This window comes from Arenibacter sp. F26102, assembly GCF_023015865.1.
Lineage (GTDB): Bacteria > Bacteroidota > Bacteroidia > Flavobacteriales > Flavobacteriaceae > Arenibacter.
On the sequence record NZ_JALKBC010000022.1, the window covers coordinates 1 to 20,960 of the forward strand.

Annotated in this window: 11 protein-coding genes; all 11 read right to left on the bottom strand. The window is 37.4% G+C overall.

Annotated features, from left to right (window positions below):
* On the bottom strand, window positions 1–512 hold a 512-nt coding region (locus tag MWU78_RS20720), incomplete at its 3' end, for a sulfatase-like hydrolase/transferase (protein WP_247001419.1).
* 6 nt (window positions 513–518) lie between these two features.
* Window positions 519–1,994 carry a sulfatase gene (locus tag MWU78_RS20725; protein WP_247001421.1) on the bottom strand — a complete coding sequence of 492 codons (1,476 nt, stop codon included), beginning with the start codon at window positions 1,992–1,994 and terminating at the stop codon, window positions 519–521.
* Window positions 1,995–1,997: 3 nt separating this feature from the next.
* Window positions 1,998–2,312, bottom strand: coding sequence for an L-rhamnose mutarotase (rhaM, locus tag MWU78_RS20730; protein WP_247001423.1), 315 nt, complete (start codon window positions 2,310–2,312; stop codon window positions 1,998–2,000).
* A gap of 12 nt (window positions 2,313–2,324) precedes the next feature.
* Window positions 2,325–3,416, bottom strand: coding sequence for a PKD domain-containing protein (locus MWU78_RS20735; protein WP_247001425.1), 1,092 nt, complete (start codon window positions 3,414–3,416; stop codon window positions 2,325–2,327).
* A gap of 119 nt (window positions 3,417–3,535) precedes the next feature.
* On the bottom strand, window positions 3,536–6,406 hold the full coding sequence (locus tag MWU78_RS20740; protein ID WP_247001427.1) for a hypothetical protein: 2,871 nt from the start codon (window positions 6,404–6,406) through the stop codon (window positions 3,536–3,538).
* A 56-nt stretch (window positions 6,407–6,462) separates the two neighbouring features.
* Entirely contained in the window at window positions 6,463–9,357 is a 2,895-nt protein-coding gene (locus MWU78_RS20745) for a hypothetical protein (RefSeq protein ID WP_247001429.1), read from the bottom strand.
* Between the two features lie 36 nt (window positions 9,358–9,393).
* Window positions 9,394–10,914 (bottom strand): sulfatase, encoded by a 1,521-nt coding sequence (locus MWU78_RS20750; RefSeq protein ID WP_247001431.1) that lies wholly within the window; start codon window positions 10,912–10,914, stop codon window positions 9,394–9,396.
* A gap of 3 nt (window positions 10,915–10,917) precedes the next feature.
* The gene (locus tag MWU78_RS20755) at window positions 10,918–12,669 is read right to left on the bottom strand and encodes a hypothetical protein (RefSeq protein WP_247001433.1); all 1,752 of its coding nucleotides are present in this window, start codon (window positions 12,667–12,669) and stop codon (window positions 10,918–10,920) included.
* Window positions 12,670–14,098: 1,429 nt separating this feature from the next.
* Window positions 14,099–15,553, bottom strand: coding sequence for a sialate O-acetylesterase (locus tag MWU78_RS20760; RefSeq protein WP_247001435.1), 1,455 nt, complete (start codon window positions 15,551–15,553; stop codon window positions 14,099–14,101).
* A gap of 578 nt (window positions 15,554–16,131) precedes the next feature.
* On the bottom strand, window positions 16,132–17,085 hold the full coding sequence (locus MWU78_RS20765; protein ID WP_247001437.1) for a hypothetical protein: 954 nt from the start codon (window positions 17,083–17,085) through the stop codon (window positions 16,132–16,134).
* 16 nt (window positions 17,086–17,101) lie between these two features.
* Window positions 17,102–20,383 carry a glycosyl hydrolase gene (locus MWU78_RS20770; RefSeq protein ID WP_247001439.1) on the bottom strand — a complete coding sequence of 1,094 codons (3,282 nt, stop codon included), beginning with the start codon at window positions 20,381–20,383 and terminating at the stop codon, window positions 17,102–17,104.
* Window positions 20,384–20,960 lie beyond the last annotated feature (577 nt).

The window sequence follows — 20,960 nt, forward strand, 5'->3', positions numbered from 1 at the left end:
TCATAGTACACCGATTCATTGTAATTGTGGGTACATTCGTTGCCTTTCCAGAATTGGAAACCCTGTCTCCTCTGGCCAGGGGCCACATTCTGTAACCGTCCATGTCCGTCCAAATGCCATTTGCCTATGTAGCCAGTATCATATCCTTCCTTGTTGAACACCTTGGCAATAGTCACCGCATTGGTGTCCAGCTGTACATCGTTCATAAAGACCCCATGTGTCAATGGGCGTTGCCCGGTCAAGAGCGATGCCCTAAACGGAGAACATACGGGCATCCCGGAAACGGCATTTTTAAAATTGACGCTTTTTGCCGCCAAACTATCCAAATTAGGGGTGCTTACGTTGGGATTACCAGCATAGCCAGTTGCTTGGGCACGCCACTGGTCCGTTAAAAGAATCAAAACATTGGGCGGCACTTCTTTTACAGCTACCGTAACTCTTTCCTTTTTAGAATTACAGGCTAGAGCAAGTATCAACAATTGGATTAATACGAACAATTTTTTATATCTCATTGTATCTTATTCTTTGGTTTGTCTTGTTTTAATCTCCAAGGGATCATCTGCCAAATCGCCAGTTTCAACTCTCCATTTTTCTAAGGCTTTTTTAAGCTTCCTCTTCACTTCAGAGTATTGTTTTTTGCCAGCCAAGTTGACCAATTGTCCAGGATCATTTTCGATATCATAAAGCTCTTCGAATGGCCGACCAGATTCTAACTGTTTTAAAAGTTTGTATTGTGTAGAATGTGACTCTTTGGCGTCTAAAGTGGCCTGATAGCTACCATTACCCCAACCATCTTCCACCATTAAATCGGCTGGTAATTCATAAGTCTTATCGTGCATCAAGTTTTGAATGTAATAAAAACGGCCATCAAAAATTACTCGACTTGGGTAATGCTCGGCACGGTTAGGACCATGTGAATTATGTTCTCCGAAAACATAATTCCTGTTAGAAACCTTATCAGTGGTCCCTGAAAAAATCGGTATTAAGGAGTTGCCTTGTACCGTTTCAGGAATATCAATATTCAAATAATCTAAAACGGTTGGCATAATATCAATATGGGATATCAAAGCATTTGAAACTTTGTTTTTTTCAACTCCAGGACCACTTGCGATATAGGGAACATGTAAACCCGCATAATAAGGTGAAGCCTTTGCTCTTTGATAAGGTTCTCCCTGATCACTGGTGAATATAATCAAGGTATTTTCCAATAATCCTTTTTCTCTTAGAATTTCAATGATACTTCCAGTACAGGCATCCGCCAATTGTACGGATCCATAGTATTTTGCCAGATCTTCACGCATAGCGGCTGTGTCTGGTAAATATTCGGGAACTACAATACTATCTTTATTTGGAAGGAATTCAGGAAACTCTTCCATATGCGTATCTAAGTTACGATGCGGTGGAGCAATATTGGCCTGGAAAAAGAAAGGTTGGTCACCTGCTTCATCAATAAAGCTAGAAATTACATTTTTAAATTCTTTTGGATTATTTTGGATTGCATTTCGAGAGCTATACGGAAACTTCCATGGCGGACTCATATGAAACTTTTGAGTAATTGCGGTGAAATAACCATTTTCATGGAGCAATTCGGGTAGTGTTTGAATGTATTCATGTACACCAACCTTATCGATAGTTGAAGATTCACGTGTAAATTCTTTGTCCCCTTCCGAAAGCTTCGGTGTAAAAGTATTCCGCCAATGGCCGTTGGCATGAGGGTACATACCGGTCATTATGGACCCTCTACTTGGAGAGCAGGATGGCACTACCGCAAATGCATTGGTGAACATTACACCGTTTTTAGCTAATGAGTCGGCATTTGGTGTGTTAATTCCCTTGGTGCCCAAAGCTGATAGATGACCACCTTGGTCGTCAGTCAAAACAAGCACTACATTTAGCGGTTTCTTGACATCTGTGTTTTTAACTACCTTTTCTTTACATGAAAAGGAAACAAAAACAAAAAGTATCATGAGCATTTTTAAAAATCTATGTATCATTTTTCAAGGCAAGTAAAAAACATTTATTAAGTCTACCGAAACTGGGCTTTCATCTGCATTTGTTTCCATTAAGGGAGCCATATGTGCCCACCACTTTTTACAAATTTTCGTTTCAGAAATAGCATTCCATTTTTCTTCGGATTCTATTTCTACATAGCCGAATAAAGAATGAGTTTCGCTATCTAAAAAAATGCTGTAATTGTGAACCCCATGACCTTTTAACACTTCTTCAAGTTCTGGCCAAATGGCATTATGTTTCTGGGTATATTCATCAATTTTCTGGTGATATACCTTCATTTTAAATGCTTTTCTAATCATAGTATTCATTTTCTATTCTGTAACAACATCCCAAACCTTAGACCTAATGGATTTCCCTTCCGAGCCTTCTATGGTTAAAACCACTGTCCATTCTCCAGCTTTTTGATAATTATGCGAAGGATTTCTTTCTTTAGAGGTATTCCCATCTCCAAAATCCCAATGCCAGCTTTTTACCGTTCCTGTGGACTCATCTTTAAACTGTATCCATCTCGTTGCCCTATCCATTTCTACAAAAGACCAATTGGCGTCAATCGGTTTTGTATGTTCTTTTTCTAATGGCATTAATCGAAAAGTGTTTAAATAAGAAGCATCATAAATCATTTTAGTATCATGTGCTAAGTTCATGAAACCTTCAAATTTTGGACTCTTATCGTAATCAATAATACACCATGATAAGCCTATAACATTATTTTCCTTTAATTGAGTTACTGTTGACCTATCAATTCCTTCTACAGCAGCATGGTCAAATGGAGTAATCCAAAATTCCATTATTAACTTACCTGCTTCGCCATGTTCAAAATCAAAATCGTAAGCGGCGTTGTAATACGGAAATTCTTTAATCCAAGGAGTGTTTCCCCAAACCATTACTTCATCTTTATTTTGAACAGGGGTGAAAATATGATAGTTCTGCGCATGCGCGCCATGACCTTTAAAATGAAGCTTCTCATACGGAAATCGTTTAACATTCCCGTTGTGTTTTTTAATGAATGGACCACCTGATAAATCACCATCCACTACCAATTCAAATATATCTTGGCTTAATGCTTTATCATTAAAACTCCAATAATCATCATCAGCCTCTAGGTAAAAATACAGTCGATTTAAATCTTTTACCCAGCCGACCTTCACCTCAATGTTATAGTCCTTGGGGTCTAAATTTGTGCCTAAACCACGCTCCGTGTCCATTAATTGGTCAAGACCTATGGAGTACGTTTCAGAGACCATATTCCAATCATCAAATGCACCATCAATGCGGGGAATTTGGTCTTTCGGGAATTGATAAATCTTATATTCTTTGTCAGGTATTGAGGTAGCATATATACAACTGGCAAAACAATGGATTAAACCAAATAATATAAAAGTTTTTAGATTCGTTATCTTCATTTAAATTCAGTTCTTTTCTAATTAAGACCTTGATGGCCTACTTGTTCTTAATTATACTATATGGCAACCATACATTTTTCATGAAATAAGTTGATAGCAATTAGATACTAGAAAAATTTTCATTTGATAATTCCTGTTTCCTTACTAATTCTATCTCTTAAAACCTCCAAATCTCCTTCCATAAGATATACTTTGCCCCTCACGTGATATCTTTTGTGCAATTCAAAATTGACTGGAGTTAGCGATACACCAATTTCTTTTCCGTCACCCGAAACACCATTTGAATTATTCCAGACCATGCAAAGAAATTTACCGCCATCATCAGATTCTACTGCAATTACACCCAAACTATCCTTGTCGATTAGTTTTGAAGCATTAAGTCTCTGCCAACCTTTAGAAGTTAAGACCCAAGTTCGTTCTTTACTTAAATCTTCAAATGTAGTACCACTTAAGTCAATGAAAAATGTTGGGGAACGATGTTGTAATTTCTTTTCATTATTTTGCCACCAATATTCCAAATCTAAATCTTCCTGATTAGGACTTATACGACCACCACGGGTCCAGCCGTTTTCTTCTGACTCAAACCATAAAGAATTTCCTTCACTAGATTTCCAATCTACTTTCTCTACCAATTCAGATTTAAGGGTATCTGCTTTTGGAAAGTTAAGGGATAGAACACCCTTATTTTCACGAGAATTTCCAAAAGTTATAGGAGCAAGTGATTTATCAATTCCTGGCTTCAAATCATCAACATTCAACACAATTTTGTCCGCTTCTAAAACGGGTTCCCCCACAGTCACCTTCAAAATTTGATCATTTTCATCTGATGCAATTAAGAAAACCGCGCCAAAAGTACCTTGTGCTTCGCTAAAAACTTGATACCCATCATGTGCTGTGTTTCTTGAATGTGATAGTAAATGCCATTTATCTTTTTCTTTTTTCCAGATTCTTGGGTATTTCCAATCTGTAAGACCGGTGATAATAACTGGGAGCAGGTCTTTCCCGCCTTTTATGGTAAACTCAGCCTTGTTGTCTATTGCTTTTATTTTTACAGGTAAATCTGATTCTACAATACCTGTTTTACATGATACTACTTTGGGCCCATTGACTCCATAAAATAGGGTTTCATTTTGCGATGTTTTGGCATTGTCACGCTCACCATAAGGTAGCCAGTATCCATCAATCTCAAAAACATCTCCGGGCTTCAACTTCAGTTGGTCTACATCAGGCACTAGTAATAGTCGTGTATCCTCATTTTTATCTCCCTTAAATCTATTTTTATACGCACCTATTTGAAGGGTGACTGCTGGGCCTATATTCTGGGGACCTTTAAATTCGCGTAGCACAACAGCATTTGAACCTCTATTTCTAGTCGAGTCACCATATTCTGCCATGTACGAATTTTTAGAAGGTATTTTATGACCCTTTATAGGAAAAGGAAATTTTGAAAAATCTATTTTGGAAGCATCCAAACCACTTGCTGCAAAATTCTGGAATCGAAGTTCTTGAATAACTGAAGTAATACCAAGAAGCCGAAAATTAGCCTGTGCATCGGCTATATTCAAGGGTTTCAAAACTTCATATTTAAGCTTAAAGAAGCTTCGTAACTCGTCAGCTTGAGGGGTCTCCCAAATATCTGCCGTGATTTTGATACTACCGTCCGCACTGATATAGTTCAATTGAACATCATACCAATTAGGGCCGGTACTACGATAAACAGTACTCTCATATTTAGCATGCTGCCATTTTTCTCCATCATAAAAACTAAGAAAACTATGCCCAGCGAGATTATCATGTTGCGGTTGGCCTATCCAAAAAGTCTCTTGGCTCATAGCTCGAAAATCTGCTATTGAAACACCACCTAGACCAGCGTATTTAAAAGGAACATAACATGTTGTTTCAGTAACCCCTGTAGACGAATGAAAATAATCCATCCAAGCCCCTAGTGAAGACCAATGCTTGGTCATATGCCTGCCCCAGTTTTGGTACAAGTGTAAGGATGTCAAGGTCATTTCTTCTTCTGGTTCCAAATAGAGTGGAAAAAAAGTTTCACTAAATGGCGTGTCTTCAGGGTTATAGAATTCTTCTTCTTTTTCACCTGGAAAATTTTTAGACACTTGAATCACAATGGGCATATTGTGACCATCCTTATCCAAAAGTGCACCACCTTCAACAATGGCACCACCAACCACAGATTCGTGACATACATATATTTTCCTAGCGATAGAATCATTCTTAAAACTGAAAGTCGCTGTTTCGTATCGATTAGGAATTTCGTAGAATTGCTCTTGAAAGCTATCAGTGGTCTCTGTCCCTATAGAATAATAACCCTTGGTAGCATTGTAACGGACGGGAACTTTCCCTTCTAACAAAGTAAAAGCATTGTCAGGTAAGGAAGCCTTTTCCCCAAATAAAGGAAAAGCGTACGACTGCTTTGATTCTTTCTCAAAGACAGCAAGTTCGAAATCTTTTGGAGAAGTCCCTTTAATATTTAAAGTTTTTGCTTTAAAATCATCCGTGGCATGCCACGTAATTTCGGCAAGAATCTTTTCAGGATAACAATAAAGTGCCAAATCCCCTTTAAGCGGTGCAACAATACCATCTTCTGAAACAAGCTGAATATCGAACCAATGAATTTCATTAAAATATGGACCCCTTCGATATAGGTTGATGCGCGACGGTTCTTCCGAAAATTGGGTAGAGAAAATATTCCCATCATTATCGGCCATTTCCATCCATAACCAATCTTGATTATTACTATCCTTAAGCAAATGCGGTTTTTCTAACTGCCCAATCAATTTGTAATCTTGAGCCATTATTTCAAACGCCGTTCGGGTAGAATCAATAAAACTTACTTCAAGAGCTGGTCTTTCTGTTGTTGGTTGGTATTTAAAATCTTCAAGCCATTGTGAATTTGGCTTGTCTTTGCAAGAAACAATAAAAAACAGAAGTAATGTGGTTACTATGTATTTAAAAATACTAATTTTCATACAACTGAATTTTATTGTTTTTTATTGAATATCACTTGTCAAAGCATGGCTTGGTTTTATTGTAACGAAAGCCATTTTCCACTACTCTTTTTATCTAATTTGAACATAATCTGTTTGGCATCAATACTATATTTGATTCGCCTTCCATTTTCATCTTCTAGTTTTAATTTACTTGTGTTTGAAAAATTATTCAATGGAATTGAAACGCTACCATCACCTTCAACAAAAATCATTAGTTTATTTTTATCTAAAGACGGTGCAAAAGCAATCTTTTTTAAAGAATTATCCGAAAACCGATGTTCTATTCCATCAATGGTAACGGCCTTACAGTTTTGACCATCAAAGGCGATAAGTTCTTTATCTTTATTAAGCCTGAAGGCCATTGTCAATCTTCCTTTATAATTGACACTATGACCATTGACCTTAAAATCGGTTAGTTCAATTTCATCCGTCGGTAAAGGATTTGCCTCTAATGCCTTCGCATCTTCTACAGCGTTGCGTGAAAATCCGCCCACCCATGTTTCTCTATGATTCTTATAATGACGAACAATTGCTGTAGCTCCATTAGGAAATCGGGTAGCCAAGTAATCAGTTGTTCTTGAAATATGCTCTGTATTGTCATTTACGTTCGCAAAAGAACCCGTAGCTTCATAGGCACCCAACCCGTCTAAGATTTCAAATAATGTTCGTGTTTCATAACCCAAACTAGCCGATTGATCATCACGTGGACGAAAACCAAAGTAAAAAGCGTTGTCATTTCCAGTTCCAGTCAACAATGTATTGTCACAATAAGCCAATTTTGAAGTTCCTTCTTTAGCTTTGACAGGATAAATACGGTCAACCAAAAAGTCGGTTAAAATGTATTGGGGGCTAATATTTTCTAATTGATTGGCAAAGTCGATACGTTTACCAACTGCTAGCTGTCCCTGCATCTTTTCAGAAGTATATTCGACCCCAAAAATAGTCTCCCATTGTTCCAAGCAAGAATTTCCATCTCCATCCAAAATTGGTGGTGGGCCGAACCAGAATACTTTTCCACCTTTATTTTTAAGATCATTCATTAAACCAAGAACTCCCGTCTGCGGTAATGGCTCAAACAAAGTAACTAATGTGGTGTATTCCTTGTTTTTAATTTGCAATTTACCATTGGCATTAATCTTACCGAGTTCCAACAGTTTTTCAGAAGTAATGAAATTGGCATAACCGTACTGCGTCATCCAGCTTCCAAAACGCTCTTCTGCTGCGACAAGGTTCATAGGATACAAAATCAAGACATCTACATCGCGGTGTACTTTTTCAGTTATTAAATCCATTGCCTTCGACCTGGTCATTCCTCCAAAGGCATCGTTAATAGCACCTTTACGTTCTTTGACCTTATCTGGCATGCCCCAAAATGCAGGATAAGCAGCTGGAATTCGATTTAAAACCCCTAAAGAAGTTGACATAGCGGCTCCATAATAATTTCGGTCGTTCCACCCCAATTCGGCAAAGTCATTGCGTGTAGGTTCTAAATATTCGCCCCATTTAAAATAATCATAGCAGGCTGCCGCCGCTTGCTGTACCGTATTACCCCAGATAAAGTTAGAGGTGTATTCATATTTGTAGGCGTGGCGCTCTAAGTCTTCTGTATTCCAGAGATCAACAGTAGGGCTTTCAGCCCAAGAAGAATGACCACTGGTGCCAAAATCTTCTACGCCAAACAAACTGCTTGCATAATTTTTAGCGTCTTTGAATAAATCTACTACGTGGGTATTGAGTAATTTATAATATCTGTCTCTGAACAATAAAGTGCGTTGAATATCTTCATCTGATTCACCAAATACGTACTGTACATTTTGTGATGCTGTTGCGTTATTACTCTCAATATCGGGGCCATATGCAAAGAAGAGTATATCCTTTTCTTCAAAGGGAACACCATGCTTTTTCTCATATAAATCGCCCATAGTAGGGGCGTAATAACGTACCGCTAATTGTCCGTTATCATGATGAGAAAAGTACTTCCAGTCTCCTTGAATGTGCATCTCATCAGAATAGAAGTGTTGAATATGGATACCTTTGTCGTCATATTTCTTGAGCAATTCCTTTAAAAAAGGCAATGCTTCTGGGCTAAAATATTCCATTTCAGGAACTTCGTATTCCAACAACACTAAAACTCGGTCATATCCCTTAAGTTCATCAGTTTCATCAGAATACACACTTACTCTTCTGGCACGGTCGGGATCAGGGGTAGACGAGTTACTCCAAAGATCCGTATCCATATCTCTATCATTATCGTCATCTAAATCTTGGCGCTCCCAAACATCTAATTTTGTGTTTTTTAGAGGTAGTATATCATCCCGATTAACCATTTTGTATGGGCTATCAGACAACTGCTTTTCCTTAAAAGCATAGGCCTTATGCGCTTTTAACTTAATAGCGAAATTACCCTTATTGTTAGACCAAATCGTTTGTTGCCATAACGACACATTGAATTTACCAGATTGAGGATCTCGTAAACCCACTTTATAGTGTAGCCATGTACCCGTATCGCCTGTCTTATTTTTAAATGCAGGTCCGAGTTCTAATGGACTCAATAGACTTAGTCCCATACCTAGACCGTATTTTGCTGCAAAATCGGAGATTATCTTGATTTTGTCTATATATTCATCCATATCAGGAGTAAGTTTACGCTCTGTAGCTTCCTGATTTCGGTATTGTCTGAAAAATTCATCAAAAGCAATGGTCAAAGTATGGCTTCCATTCTTTTTTGCTTCTTCGCAAATATCTCGTAAACTAGCAAACCGCTTGGTAAAACCAGTAGATATATCTATTTTTTTGTCTGGATCTGTAAGGTCGGTCAATTGTTGGTCGCTGGTCAAAATAATAGTTTTGGCAAGCATATTATCATTGCCCAGTATAAAAGCAATGAGTAGTAAGAGTATTATTTTTAAATTGTTTTTTGTTTTTTTCATTTGGATGATTTTATTTATTTAGATGGTTTTATATACTTAATAACTTGGATATTTATCAATAGGAAATTCGTGCGTCTTGCCCAATTTAGAAGGAACTTTGGGATCATAAACAGGATTCTTTATAGGTAAAAGACCTCCAATTTCGGAAACATGGTCTTCCAACATTTTGGAGAGTTTCGCAACCAATTCAGAATGTTCTGAACTGATATCAGTAGTCTCCCCAATATCGTTCTTCAAATCAAATAATTTCAAGGCATCCGAGCGATTTTCACCTTCGCCGTACTCTTTTATCAATTTGTAATCATTATACCAAACAGCAGTTGACGGCACGTTATGGGTCACTGGCATATAATGGGGGAAATGGCTAAATATCGCTTCGCGCTCTAACGGTTTGTTATTTTTAAGTGTTTCCACGAGACTAACACCATCTAACAATTGATTAGGGTTTGCCTCAGTTTGAGTAACTTCTAAAAATGTTGGATAAAAGTCAATACTTTGAATCATTTCATCAGAAACGCTATTGGCTTCGATTTCGTCATTCCAAACTACGATACAAGGCACTCGAATTCCCCCTTCATGAATGTTTCCTTTTCCATAACTCAAAGGGTAATTATTGGTCGGAAATTCACCATTGACCACATCGTACATATTTCCTCCATTATCTGAGAAAAAAACAATGATGGTATTTTCCATAAGTTTAAGTTCTTCCAATTTATCAAGCATTCTACCCAAGCTTTGATCCATGCTTTCAATCATTCCACCCATGATTGCATTATCTTGTTTACCTCTAGGGTCTGACTTTGCTTCATATTTAGCAATCAAATCTAATGGGGCCTGATAAGGCGCATGAACTGCAAATTGCCAAAAATTCAAAAAGAAAGACTCATTTTGATGGTTCTCTAAAAACGCTAAGGCTTCATCAGTAATTCGGTCAGTTATGTATTCCTTATCTTTTTTATCGGGAAGGGTACTGATATCGTACGGCGAAAAGAAATTCGGTGGCCCAGGATGATGCCCACCACCTATATTGATATCAAATCCTTGTTTTTCAGGCCAATACTCCTCGTGGCCTAAATGCCACTTGCCGATGTGCGTCGTAGTGTATCCATTTGTTTTTAGGGCTTCTGCAATAGTAAATTCTTCAAGAGGCATAAATGTCCGCGAACCAGGACAGGCCATTTTCATCCATGGCGCTCCTTTTTTAGCTGCCAACGAAACATTTGGATTAGGAGGTAAATGCCCCGCAGGGGTAGTCAACGAAAATCGACCTGGATGTTTCCCAGAAAGTATACTCGCACGAGTAGGAGAGCATAGGGCATTTGCGGCATAGGCACGTGTGAACCGTTTTCCCATTTTTGCCAACCTATTAATGTTTGGGGTTTCATAATACGTACTACCGTAAATCTCAGAATCTACCCAACCCATATCATCAACCATGAAGAAAATGATATTGGGCTTTTTAAATTCTGTTACCGTCACCTTTTCCTTACAAGATTGAATTAGAAAAAGTCCTGAAACAACGAAAACAAATATGCTTTTTTTTAGTAATGATTTCATTTTTTACTTGATTATAATTAATCCCTCAGGTGAATCAAACTCTGTATTTATGGTGCCATCCTCATTCTTGGTATGACTCACACGTAATACTCCGTATTTGGTAGGAAAACTTCCTCTTGCCCATTCGAGGTCACCTAGATTTGGTGCAATTTTTACCGCGTTTCCTGCATCCATTATATGAATACCCAACACATGCTGACTTAACCAAGAAGTAGGTCCACTGGCCCAACCATGACACAGACTATGACGATAACCGACATAGCAGTATTCCCCAAAGTCACCATGAATATCAAAATTGGTAGTTGGTATCAATTCGTCTATGCGACCACTATTGGCCACATCGAGCACATCAAAATCTTCCCAAAAAGTGGTAGCACCTAAATCTAACATGCCGCCCCAATAATCACGAATCACTCTTAATGCGCCATCATAGTCTTTTGCTTTAGCCATTGCCTCTAAAATGTAGTAACCATAAAAAGTTGACATGCGCTCAACACCATCCTTAGTCAAAACCTCTTTATTGGTTTTTTCGGCGTCTAGCAGGTTGGCTAACACCATTAATGCTGCCGCTTGTTTTGTAGTATTTCCTTTAGGTTGATGCTTTTTAAGTCGCTGAGCTACGCTGGTATATTTGGCACTAAGGTCATTTCGCTTCATTGTTTTCATCATATCTGCACCTGCTTCAAAACTCATAATCATCATAGCTTGAAGACCAGAATGGACCGCATTAGGTTTTTCACTGGTCGGCCAGTCCAAAAACCTTGTCCCATCCAATACCTCTTTATTATCTTTATCAATAAAGGTGCTTAGCTGATCCAGAAGATTAATCATATAAATTTCTTGTTCTTTTAAATAGGTTAGATCTCCATGGTAATCATATATATTCTTATGTATGAGCAACCACCACATAGAATACGAGCTGATTCCGTTCATCCATTCCGGCAAAGGGTGCTGATCACGAGCCAAATCCAAACTTTTACGAACGATATCATGATTACCAAATACAGTATTAATTGTCATTACTTCGGGGTGCATATCACCCACCCATACTAAACGATCACGTTTTATACCATCCCAAAGAAAATTTTGCATGTTCAGATGTACCGTGTAAGCCCCAACAGCCCAAATCTCATTTAAACGCTTGTCATTACTTTCAAATGAACCCAGATAAGGAATATCGCGATAGATAAAAGCGGCATCAATCGATTTTATGGGAGCATCTTCGTCTGCCTCAACCACATCGATACGTAGAAAACGAAAACCTGTCTCACCAACTTCAATACTACCTAACCAGGGCACTTCAATAATAAAATCACGCAAGGAATGTTCATTGGTCGCGTTTTGCGTACCCCCAATATCAGACATTGCCTCGCCGACCGATTCTCCAAAACGCAGCCTTAATTTTAATGGAGTTTTGCTTTCGCGAATGCCCATTGAAATTTTAACGCCACCATGTATCTCTTTACCATAGTCTAATAAGATGCTAGGTTTTATATCTGCTGTGCTTTTAAAACGGAAAAGGTTTTTATCATTTACCGCTACTTGACCATTTCCCTTTTTCAATAAGGCTTCGATATTTTGTATGGATTCCCCGGAATCATCGGATTGCCAAACTATCCTTTGGGGGGTCAAATAGGTTTTCACCATATCAGAATGCTGCACTTTACCCATATATGCTTCACCAAATACAGGCGGTAACTGGCCATATATAGATTGGACAATAAATAATAGTACAATAGGAATAACTTTTTTCATGATTAAAGTAATTAGGTTTACTCCTTATTGGGGTATTTCGATAAAAATAGAATATGAGTTATGTAAATCCATCCTGTACTATACTGGTAAATATAAATTTAAGGGGAAATACTATTTATGTATAATTGAATTAATTTATGTAGGGCTTTGAATTATATGTAAAATATAAGGAAAGCATAGAAGAGTTTGATCTCCTAAAACCGTATTTAAAAATAGCTGTTTTAATCAAAGCCTCCGTTATAATTGGTGCTATATATGACGTTGACTATCCATACTTACCTAACCTGGACCCCCAACTATTCTCGCAAGAAAGTTTAATCCAATAGGTATAAAAACCCGAATGCCCAAAGCGGCATCATTAACTAAAGCAATCTAATGTTCGTCAACCTTTAATTATAACCACACCAAAAACCACCTTCTAAAAGCTTTACTTCTGGACTTATTAATGGGGTCGGGGTTGGCGAATAGTACTTCGCCAAAAAATGTATAAATTCTAAATTATTGATATGAGAAACACTCAGACAGTTCTTAATCTGACGAAATATTATCACCACTTACAAATGATAACGAACAAGAAAGTTCATTATTCATATGTGCTAAAATTGTCAAGACAATGCTTTTGTTTGAATAATAACTATTACCTCCTTCAAATACATCTAACATCTGCTTTTTTGAAATCGTTTATTCATATCTCAACCAAAAATAAACTCAGATAGAATTGGCGAATTCAACACCATACTTAAAACCAAATGGTTAAATAAATGAAATGTGATTTATAATATTTTTTCGAAGTAGAATGTCCAATTCACGATTTCTTCATAAAGTAGGATGTTTATGTGCTAACAGTCCACAATTCACCAATATATTGGCACCTACAACACACAATTTACGCAGCAATTTATCGATTCCTAATTTTTTAGGTGTAACCTTAAAGAAGTAAAAATATCACACTAACTCTATATTTTTACAGAACTCGCAAGGATAGCGTTATATAACTTGTTTATACGAAAAAGAAACATCTTTTAGCTTAATCTCAAACCGATCATTGGTCTATTGGTACCTGATTTCATTATCACAGAAAAATGAAAGTAATAAATCTGATGTTTTAGACAGATTAAAATTTCTTTAACAAAAAGTATGTCATACCTTTTTATTCAAGTAAGCTTATTAAAACAAGCAGATTTAAAGCTTCTCAACTCATTCTTGAAAATGGAAAATTGTGTTTTTTTCAATGCATTAGACACCTATTTATCAAGAAACCTCAGCTCCTTTAACTAATCGCATATAAAGATACTGGCCACCAGCTGGGAATCACTATAATTCTCTAGGATAATGAATACATATGTTCGTATGATACGATAGTACCGTTTTTTCTTAATCTCATTCTATGAGACTTAATCATTTCCCTTATTTTACAGGATAAAAATTATCAAAAAGTAGGTTTTATTGACTCTGTTTCTATAGGCCAGTTATCTGTTCTAAATGATGAAGCAGGCAAACCCTCGATATTGAATAAATTAGGCTCATCGGTATTGTAAAAAGCATACCTCACGGCTGCCGGTTTCTTTACTTTATCAGAAGTAACTGACACTGTTTCACCTTGAATAACAGCATTGGCTTTGTAGAAAACCTTGTCTTCACCAGCCATTTCAAAATGTGTAAGTTCGCCACCTTTTGACATTAATCCACTACCTGTATGGGAAAAGGAGATTATAGCTCTTTTACCTTTCAATTCTATCGATTTGAATAAAGGACCAGAATATGTTATATCTTTCTTACCGTAGTCTTTAGCCAAAGCCCACAGAGCCAAGCGTTTCCCTACATCTTTTTTATTTCTTGGGTGGATATCATACGGATTGCCAATGTCCATTGTTACTGCCATTCCGGTATTTTTCACATACAATGATTTTCTTTGCGCATCACGAACCATCGCTCCTACTCTACTGACTCCCCATTGAAAAGGTGCTATTTGCACGTAATAAAAAGGGAAATCTCCCTGATTCCACTCCTCACGCCAGCTTTTTATTAAGGTTGGAAATAGTTTTTCATAACGTTCGGGGTCACCCGGACATACACTTGCATTAGATTCTCCCTGATACCATATCACACCTTGAATAGCATAAGGAATAAAGGGATGAATCATAGCATTGTATAAACGAGAGGGGCTTATTTGGTTTATACTCAAGACTCCTTGAGCTGCATTGGCTTCATTTTTCTTTTCACGTTCATAATAACAATCATAAAGTGGGTCATCTCGCAATATTTCATCCTTTACCCAAGCTTGGGCACTCGACCCTCCCCAGCTAGTATGTATTAAACCGATAGGCGTATCCCCAAGTTCTTTATTTAATTCTTTCCCAAAAAAATAGGCAACAGCACTAAAATCTATTACTGACTGCGGACTACTTTCTTCCCATTTGCCATAAGAATCCAACTGAGGAGCATCACCCAATTGCCTTGCAGCATAGAAGAGACGAATGTTTGGATTATTAGCAGAAGCGGCCTCGCGAAAACCATTATCGGTATTACGCATTGCCCACTGCATATTTGATTGGCCTGAACAAAGCCAGACCTCCCCAATCAATACATTTTCAATTTTTTGCTCATTTATGGTTATGGTGTAAGGACCGCCGGCTTTTGGTGTTTTCACGCTCTGTTTCCATCTACCTTCGGCACTTGCTTTAGTTTCGTATTTATTATTGTCCCAACTACATGAAAGCGTAACAATTGCCCCTGGTTTAGCCTTGCCCCACAAAGGAGCGACTGTTTGCTGCTGCAAGACCATATTATCAGATATAAATGTTGGTAACACTACCTGTGCAAATACTGATGAGACACTACCAAGTATAAGAGAAATTATAAAAATTAAACTTTTCATTTTCATTATTATACGAATTTAAAAATTAACTGTTTTTTAATTATTCTACTATCCAAAGCAATCCTTTAACTTCTAGAGTACTTACCCCCTTTTGAAAGAAATTGGGCATTTATACCTTACCAGCATCAACCTTCTTTCGGAAGCTTTTTGTCGCCAATTAATCGGCTTATCTAGATTCTCTACTTTAATATAGATGGTTTTCACCTCGTTTTATTTCTATGCGATACGGGCCCAACCATACAATACCATGAATTTCATTTCGCCTAGCTAATAAAAGACACCGTTCTTTATCTGGTTTGCTGATAAAAAGGAAAAGGTTCTCTCCGTTTACTCCAGCTTCACCGTTTCCTTTTTTTTGGAGTGTTTTTATATTTTATATGCACGTTTCAAATTCAGATGCTATTAAACAATTACTTGCGGTGTTAGCTAAGTCTTAACACCATAAGAAGAACTTATCATACCGTTATTTTAGTCACCTAAACTAGAGATAATTGCCCATAAATAACATTGACTAATAAAAATAAGATTTGAAATAAGTTTATCTATCCTGTACAATACTGCTATCTAATAAATAGTTCAAAAAGCTATTCATTAAGCTTGTAAATTTCTGAACGTATTTCATCTAGGTCTCCAACAACCAAATAATAGTCATATTCGTAAACAGCTGTTTTACTTAAGGCCGCCGTTTTTATAGGTGCAATGTAAGACGTATGACTATCCATACTTTCATAACCTGGATCCCCCGCCATTCCCGCAAGAAAATTTGATGCAATAGGTGTATATACCCCCATACCCCACTTGGCATCATCAACGAAAGCCATCCAATGTTCTGTGACCTTATCTTTATCGTACCTACCCCAAAAACCATCTTCTAAATGTTCTACTTCTGGGTTTGACATTGGTGCATTGGTGAATGGTTCATCGCCAAAATAAGCGTATAAATTTTTAAGTGCTGATATAGGATAAACTGCCGGAAGTTCTTGATCCGACGGAACATTTTCGCCGTAAATATTGTCCGTACGGTTACAGGTCAATTTGTTTCTCACTTTAATAACATTACACGTTACAGTGGTCCATTGCTCCATAATAGCCTCAGCTGGGCTGTTGTTCATATCCCATAGCATGGGTATGCATTTTACATAAAGGGTATTCTCATTTTTGCTACATTCTAGAATCTCTGCTCTATTTTCATATGAATCACCAACCTGAATAGGATTCCATGCCCAAGGGGACCAGTTCGGATTTTGTCCATCCTTGACTCTATCAACTGTTTTACCCGCATAATACGATTGTTGTATATAGCGACCTTCATCATGAATATTAACAATATTCCTTGTAGTTCCTGATTTAGATATGTAGTTTATGGCACCTCCTCTTGTCAAATCTAATTTCACCTTTAGGATTCCGTTATCCGCTTCCATTTGCTCTTTATCCGAAATGCAAGTTGCTATGGTTTCCGTTTCTTTGTTTTGTGGATTATTCTGTTTACATCCTAGAAAGAATACAAAAAATAAAGCTATAAAAGTATTTTTAATCATTGTTAGTGTTCTTTTATTAATGAATTGTTTGAATAGTTACTGGCCCCAATAATCCAGAAGGTATTAGTTCTTCCTCGGGTGTAACATTATCAATAAGTAACCATGTCGTTCTTTCCGTTTCAGGTATGGTTTTATCACCGGTAATCCGGTTTCGCCAAACATTTACCACCTCCACTTCTATAGTGTTTTCTCCTTCTTCTAGAATATCTTTTGTAGAAAGCTTGAAAGGTGCAATCCATGTTGTTCCTATTTCCTTTCCATTTATTTTTACCGAAGCCATTACGCCAACTTTACCAAGATCTATAAAGACCTCTTTAGGCTGTTGCTTTTTTGAATATGCAAAAGTTGAGGTATAAACTGCGGTTCCAGAATAGTATTTTATTTTGTCATCATCATGCTCAACCCAATTCGTTAACGTTTTAAAATCGACCGTTTCCTTAGGACCTATAGATTTGTTCTTGAAATCTACTTTCCACGGATTATTGAGTGTCTGCACCATTTTTAATTCTGGAAAATTTGCGGTATACCCTTCGTTTAAACCTTCTTTATCTCCATTTGAAAAAACAACGAACCAACTTTGATTCGCCTTCATTTTGATAGGAACTGTAGTACGCCCTTCTACATCTTTATAATCATTTAACGGTCTTACTTCACCTGTAATAGCATCCCATAACTGTGGTTTCATATCACTCACCCTGAAAGAAGGGGAGAAATTGATTTCTTCATCACTTTGATTGGTTAAGAAATAAATTTCCATTCCCGGCATCGTTCTATGTGTCCATAACACCGGAACATCACTATTCAGTTTTACATCTTCAATGATGTTCAACTCATCCAATGCTTCCTTTAATTCTAGACCTTCTACAATGTAACCCTGACCGTATTTCTTTACTTTTTCGTTTGTGCTGCCCCACATTTTTTCGGCCAAATCTTTTACTTGCGAATCACTGTTTGGATAGTTTTTAAGACTTGGTGATTTTTCAGGTGCTTGACCATAAATTTTTCCGCCTTGACTCACCAAAGTTTCTATTTTTTCTAAAAGTTCAGGACGCATTGTTTCAAATGGAGGTAGCACCATCAAACTATAAGTCATCCCATCTGGCAAGACAAATTTTCCGTCTTCTACAGATAATCTATCCAGTATCACCTCCGCGTTTATATAGTCGTAAGAGTAACCATCAGGCAATTCAGGATTGCGAACCCCAGTCATAATAGGAGTATCCTCACCTATAAAATAACAGACATCGGCGGCATACTTACCCTGTTGCAGCATATGCTGGCACCTTCTTAGATAGTCGAAGTATGCTTTTGATTTTTTGAACCAGGTATTATGCCTATTGAATTCAGTACTGAACCATGCATTAACTCCTGGAACCCTAGTATCATCCGGTTGATGAATATATAGATGAAGTACAAAATGATTAATACCCTCAGTAAAGGACCAATCGCCTCGTTTTTTCAACATTGCAGGGTGTCGGACAAAACTTCTGTTCGCAGCGGTAAAAGCCTCGGCTGAAACAATAGGTTTACCATAAATATGTGCTGCAGAGGAAGCAGACTTACATTCAATATCTCCTAATGTTCCTTCGTTCCAAAACTCTCCACTCACAAGATCTGATTGCCCTCCATACATTAAGAATTCAGATGGAAAACCCCAATGGCCGTAGTTCTCTAACCATAGTTGTAAATTATCTTCATTACTAGATTCACGAAGTCCTCCGGTATATTCATAAGCAACGGCATCGGCGACAGAACGGCGCAAGTCCCAAAGAAAACGTTCCGATTCTTCTACACTTCCTACTACCCTTCCCGAGAAAACAGGTAAGTATTTTTTTGGATTGTAACCGAATTGAGCTTCAAATTTTTCTTCATAACCATCAGTCCAATTTTGTGAACCCATTTCATAACTATCGGCGATAACATATTTAAAGGCACTCTTACTTTCTTCAGGGATGCGTTTTAGCAATTCTCCAATATATTGTTCATAGTGAAATTGCACTAATTGTTTATTAGCCTTATCAACTTCATATCCTTTTCCCTGAGGGGCTGAAGGGGCATTTTCAGTACCTGTAGGAGTCATTCCGTAGCGCTGAATGGTCCAGTTTCCATCGGGTACATCCCAAGAAAGAAGGCCTGTCGCATCCATTTTATCACTAATATCTAAAACCTCTGAAGAAGCTACCTTGAAAGCATCATCTACAATTTCTGATTGCGGGGCCCATTGATAACTGTCCCAGGCAGGAAAAGGGGTAGGATGCATCTTCGCCAAGGTTTTATTGGCATAGTTATCCAAACCTACTGCTTCAGAAAACTCTACTTCGGATATTCCAAATGTACCATGTTTTTCACCCCGAGATAAATTGGCTTGAAAAAAGCCATCAAGAAGTTTAAACTCTAGCCGATAATCAGTTGCCTGGGTTTCTGGCAAGACCATTAAAATAGGTGCGTACTTATCAGGACCTACATTGGGCGTAAGTTTGCGGCGATCGATGGTAAACGATTTTACCAATTCATAAGTGTTATTTTTATTAACATAGACTTTGCATTCAGTCAGTATAACATCTTTAGACGGAACTATTCGTAAACTCCTAGCTGCGAACATTTTATCCAACTTTAAATCTACTTGAAATTGTTCTACACCTCTTGAAAAAGTTGCAATTGTTGTTGTGTCACCATCAATTAACCGGTGCACATTATTTATATTTGGGGTTACAGTGATTTTCGCATTTCCATGGTGTATTGTATTTTGCTCGGATGCTGGGGTAGGAAAAGCTAACACATAAACATCTTGAAATTCTTTGGCTGGTTTGGACAAAGTCTGATGAAATTTATCGCCTCCTTTCACTTTTATTTCGGAATAATTCATATATCGCATAGCCATATCAGGCTTTACCCAAGGCCCTCCAGACTGGCTCCATCCCGGGCAATTAAAGGCGCCAATATCGACCCCAATACGTTTACCTTCATTAACGGCATGTACCATATGATCCCACCAATCTTCACTCAACATAGGTACTTTCCCGTCTTTTTCTTCTGGGTTAATGTTTCCTATCAAGGCTCCCCCAATTCCTGCTTCCTTCATGGCTTCGAGGTCTTTTGTAATACCTTCTTTTGAAATGTCATCCCCGATCCAATACCAATAACACCAAAGGGTGTTATCAGCCGAAGGGTTAACGAACCCTGCTTGTATTTTGGCGATATCCACCTGCTCTTCTTTTATCGGCGAAGTACACTGAACAAGAATAAAAGTAGACATAAGTAATAGGGCAAAATTTGTAAAAGGGACATTTTTTTTCATAGAAATAGTTCTTTTGGTGAGGAAAAATAAAGAAAGTAAACCAGTACTCTATCCTGTGCTATGCTGCTTAAGTGAAAATGTAATAAGCGGATAAAAAGTAAGTTGAAAAAAGAAAGTGGCCGAGAGTTGTGCTAGGTAAATTTCAACCCACGTAGATTACCTTTGAAAATGTCGCTAAACGAATGGTCAAATCTGTACGCCACCTTATCAAAATTGATGTACGATCATTAATAATCTATAGCAAACTAATCCCATTGGTTAGCTATAGTAATTTTCTGTATGTTCAATAAGTATATTAAGGAACAATATTCAGCTATCATTTTTTTAGGTCTCCATTTGGGTATATAAAATATGCTTATAAAGCGGAGATTGGTTCTGTGTTAAAATATAGATATAAAAGTAATCAACCATTCTAAAATACATTTTGTTGAGCTGAATAACTAATTCCAATATTATTGCTTTAAGCTTTGTCTTATTAAGAAAATTAAACCCATGCGTATAAAATCCTATTAATCTTGAGTCCAATAGGATCTAATAAATAAAATTTTTAAATGTTAGCAGCATAGTACAGGATGCC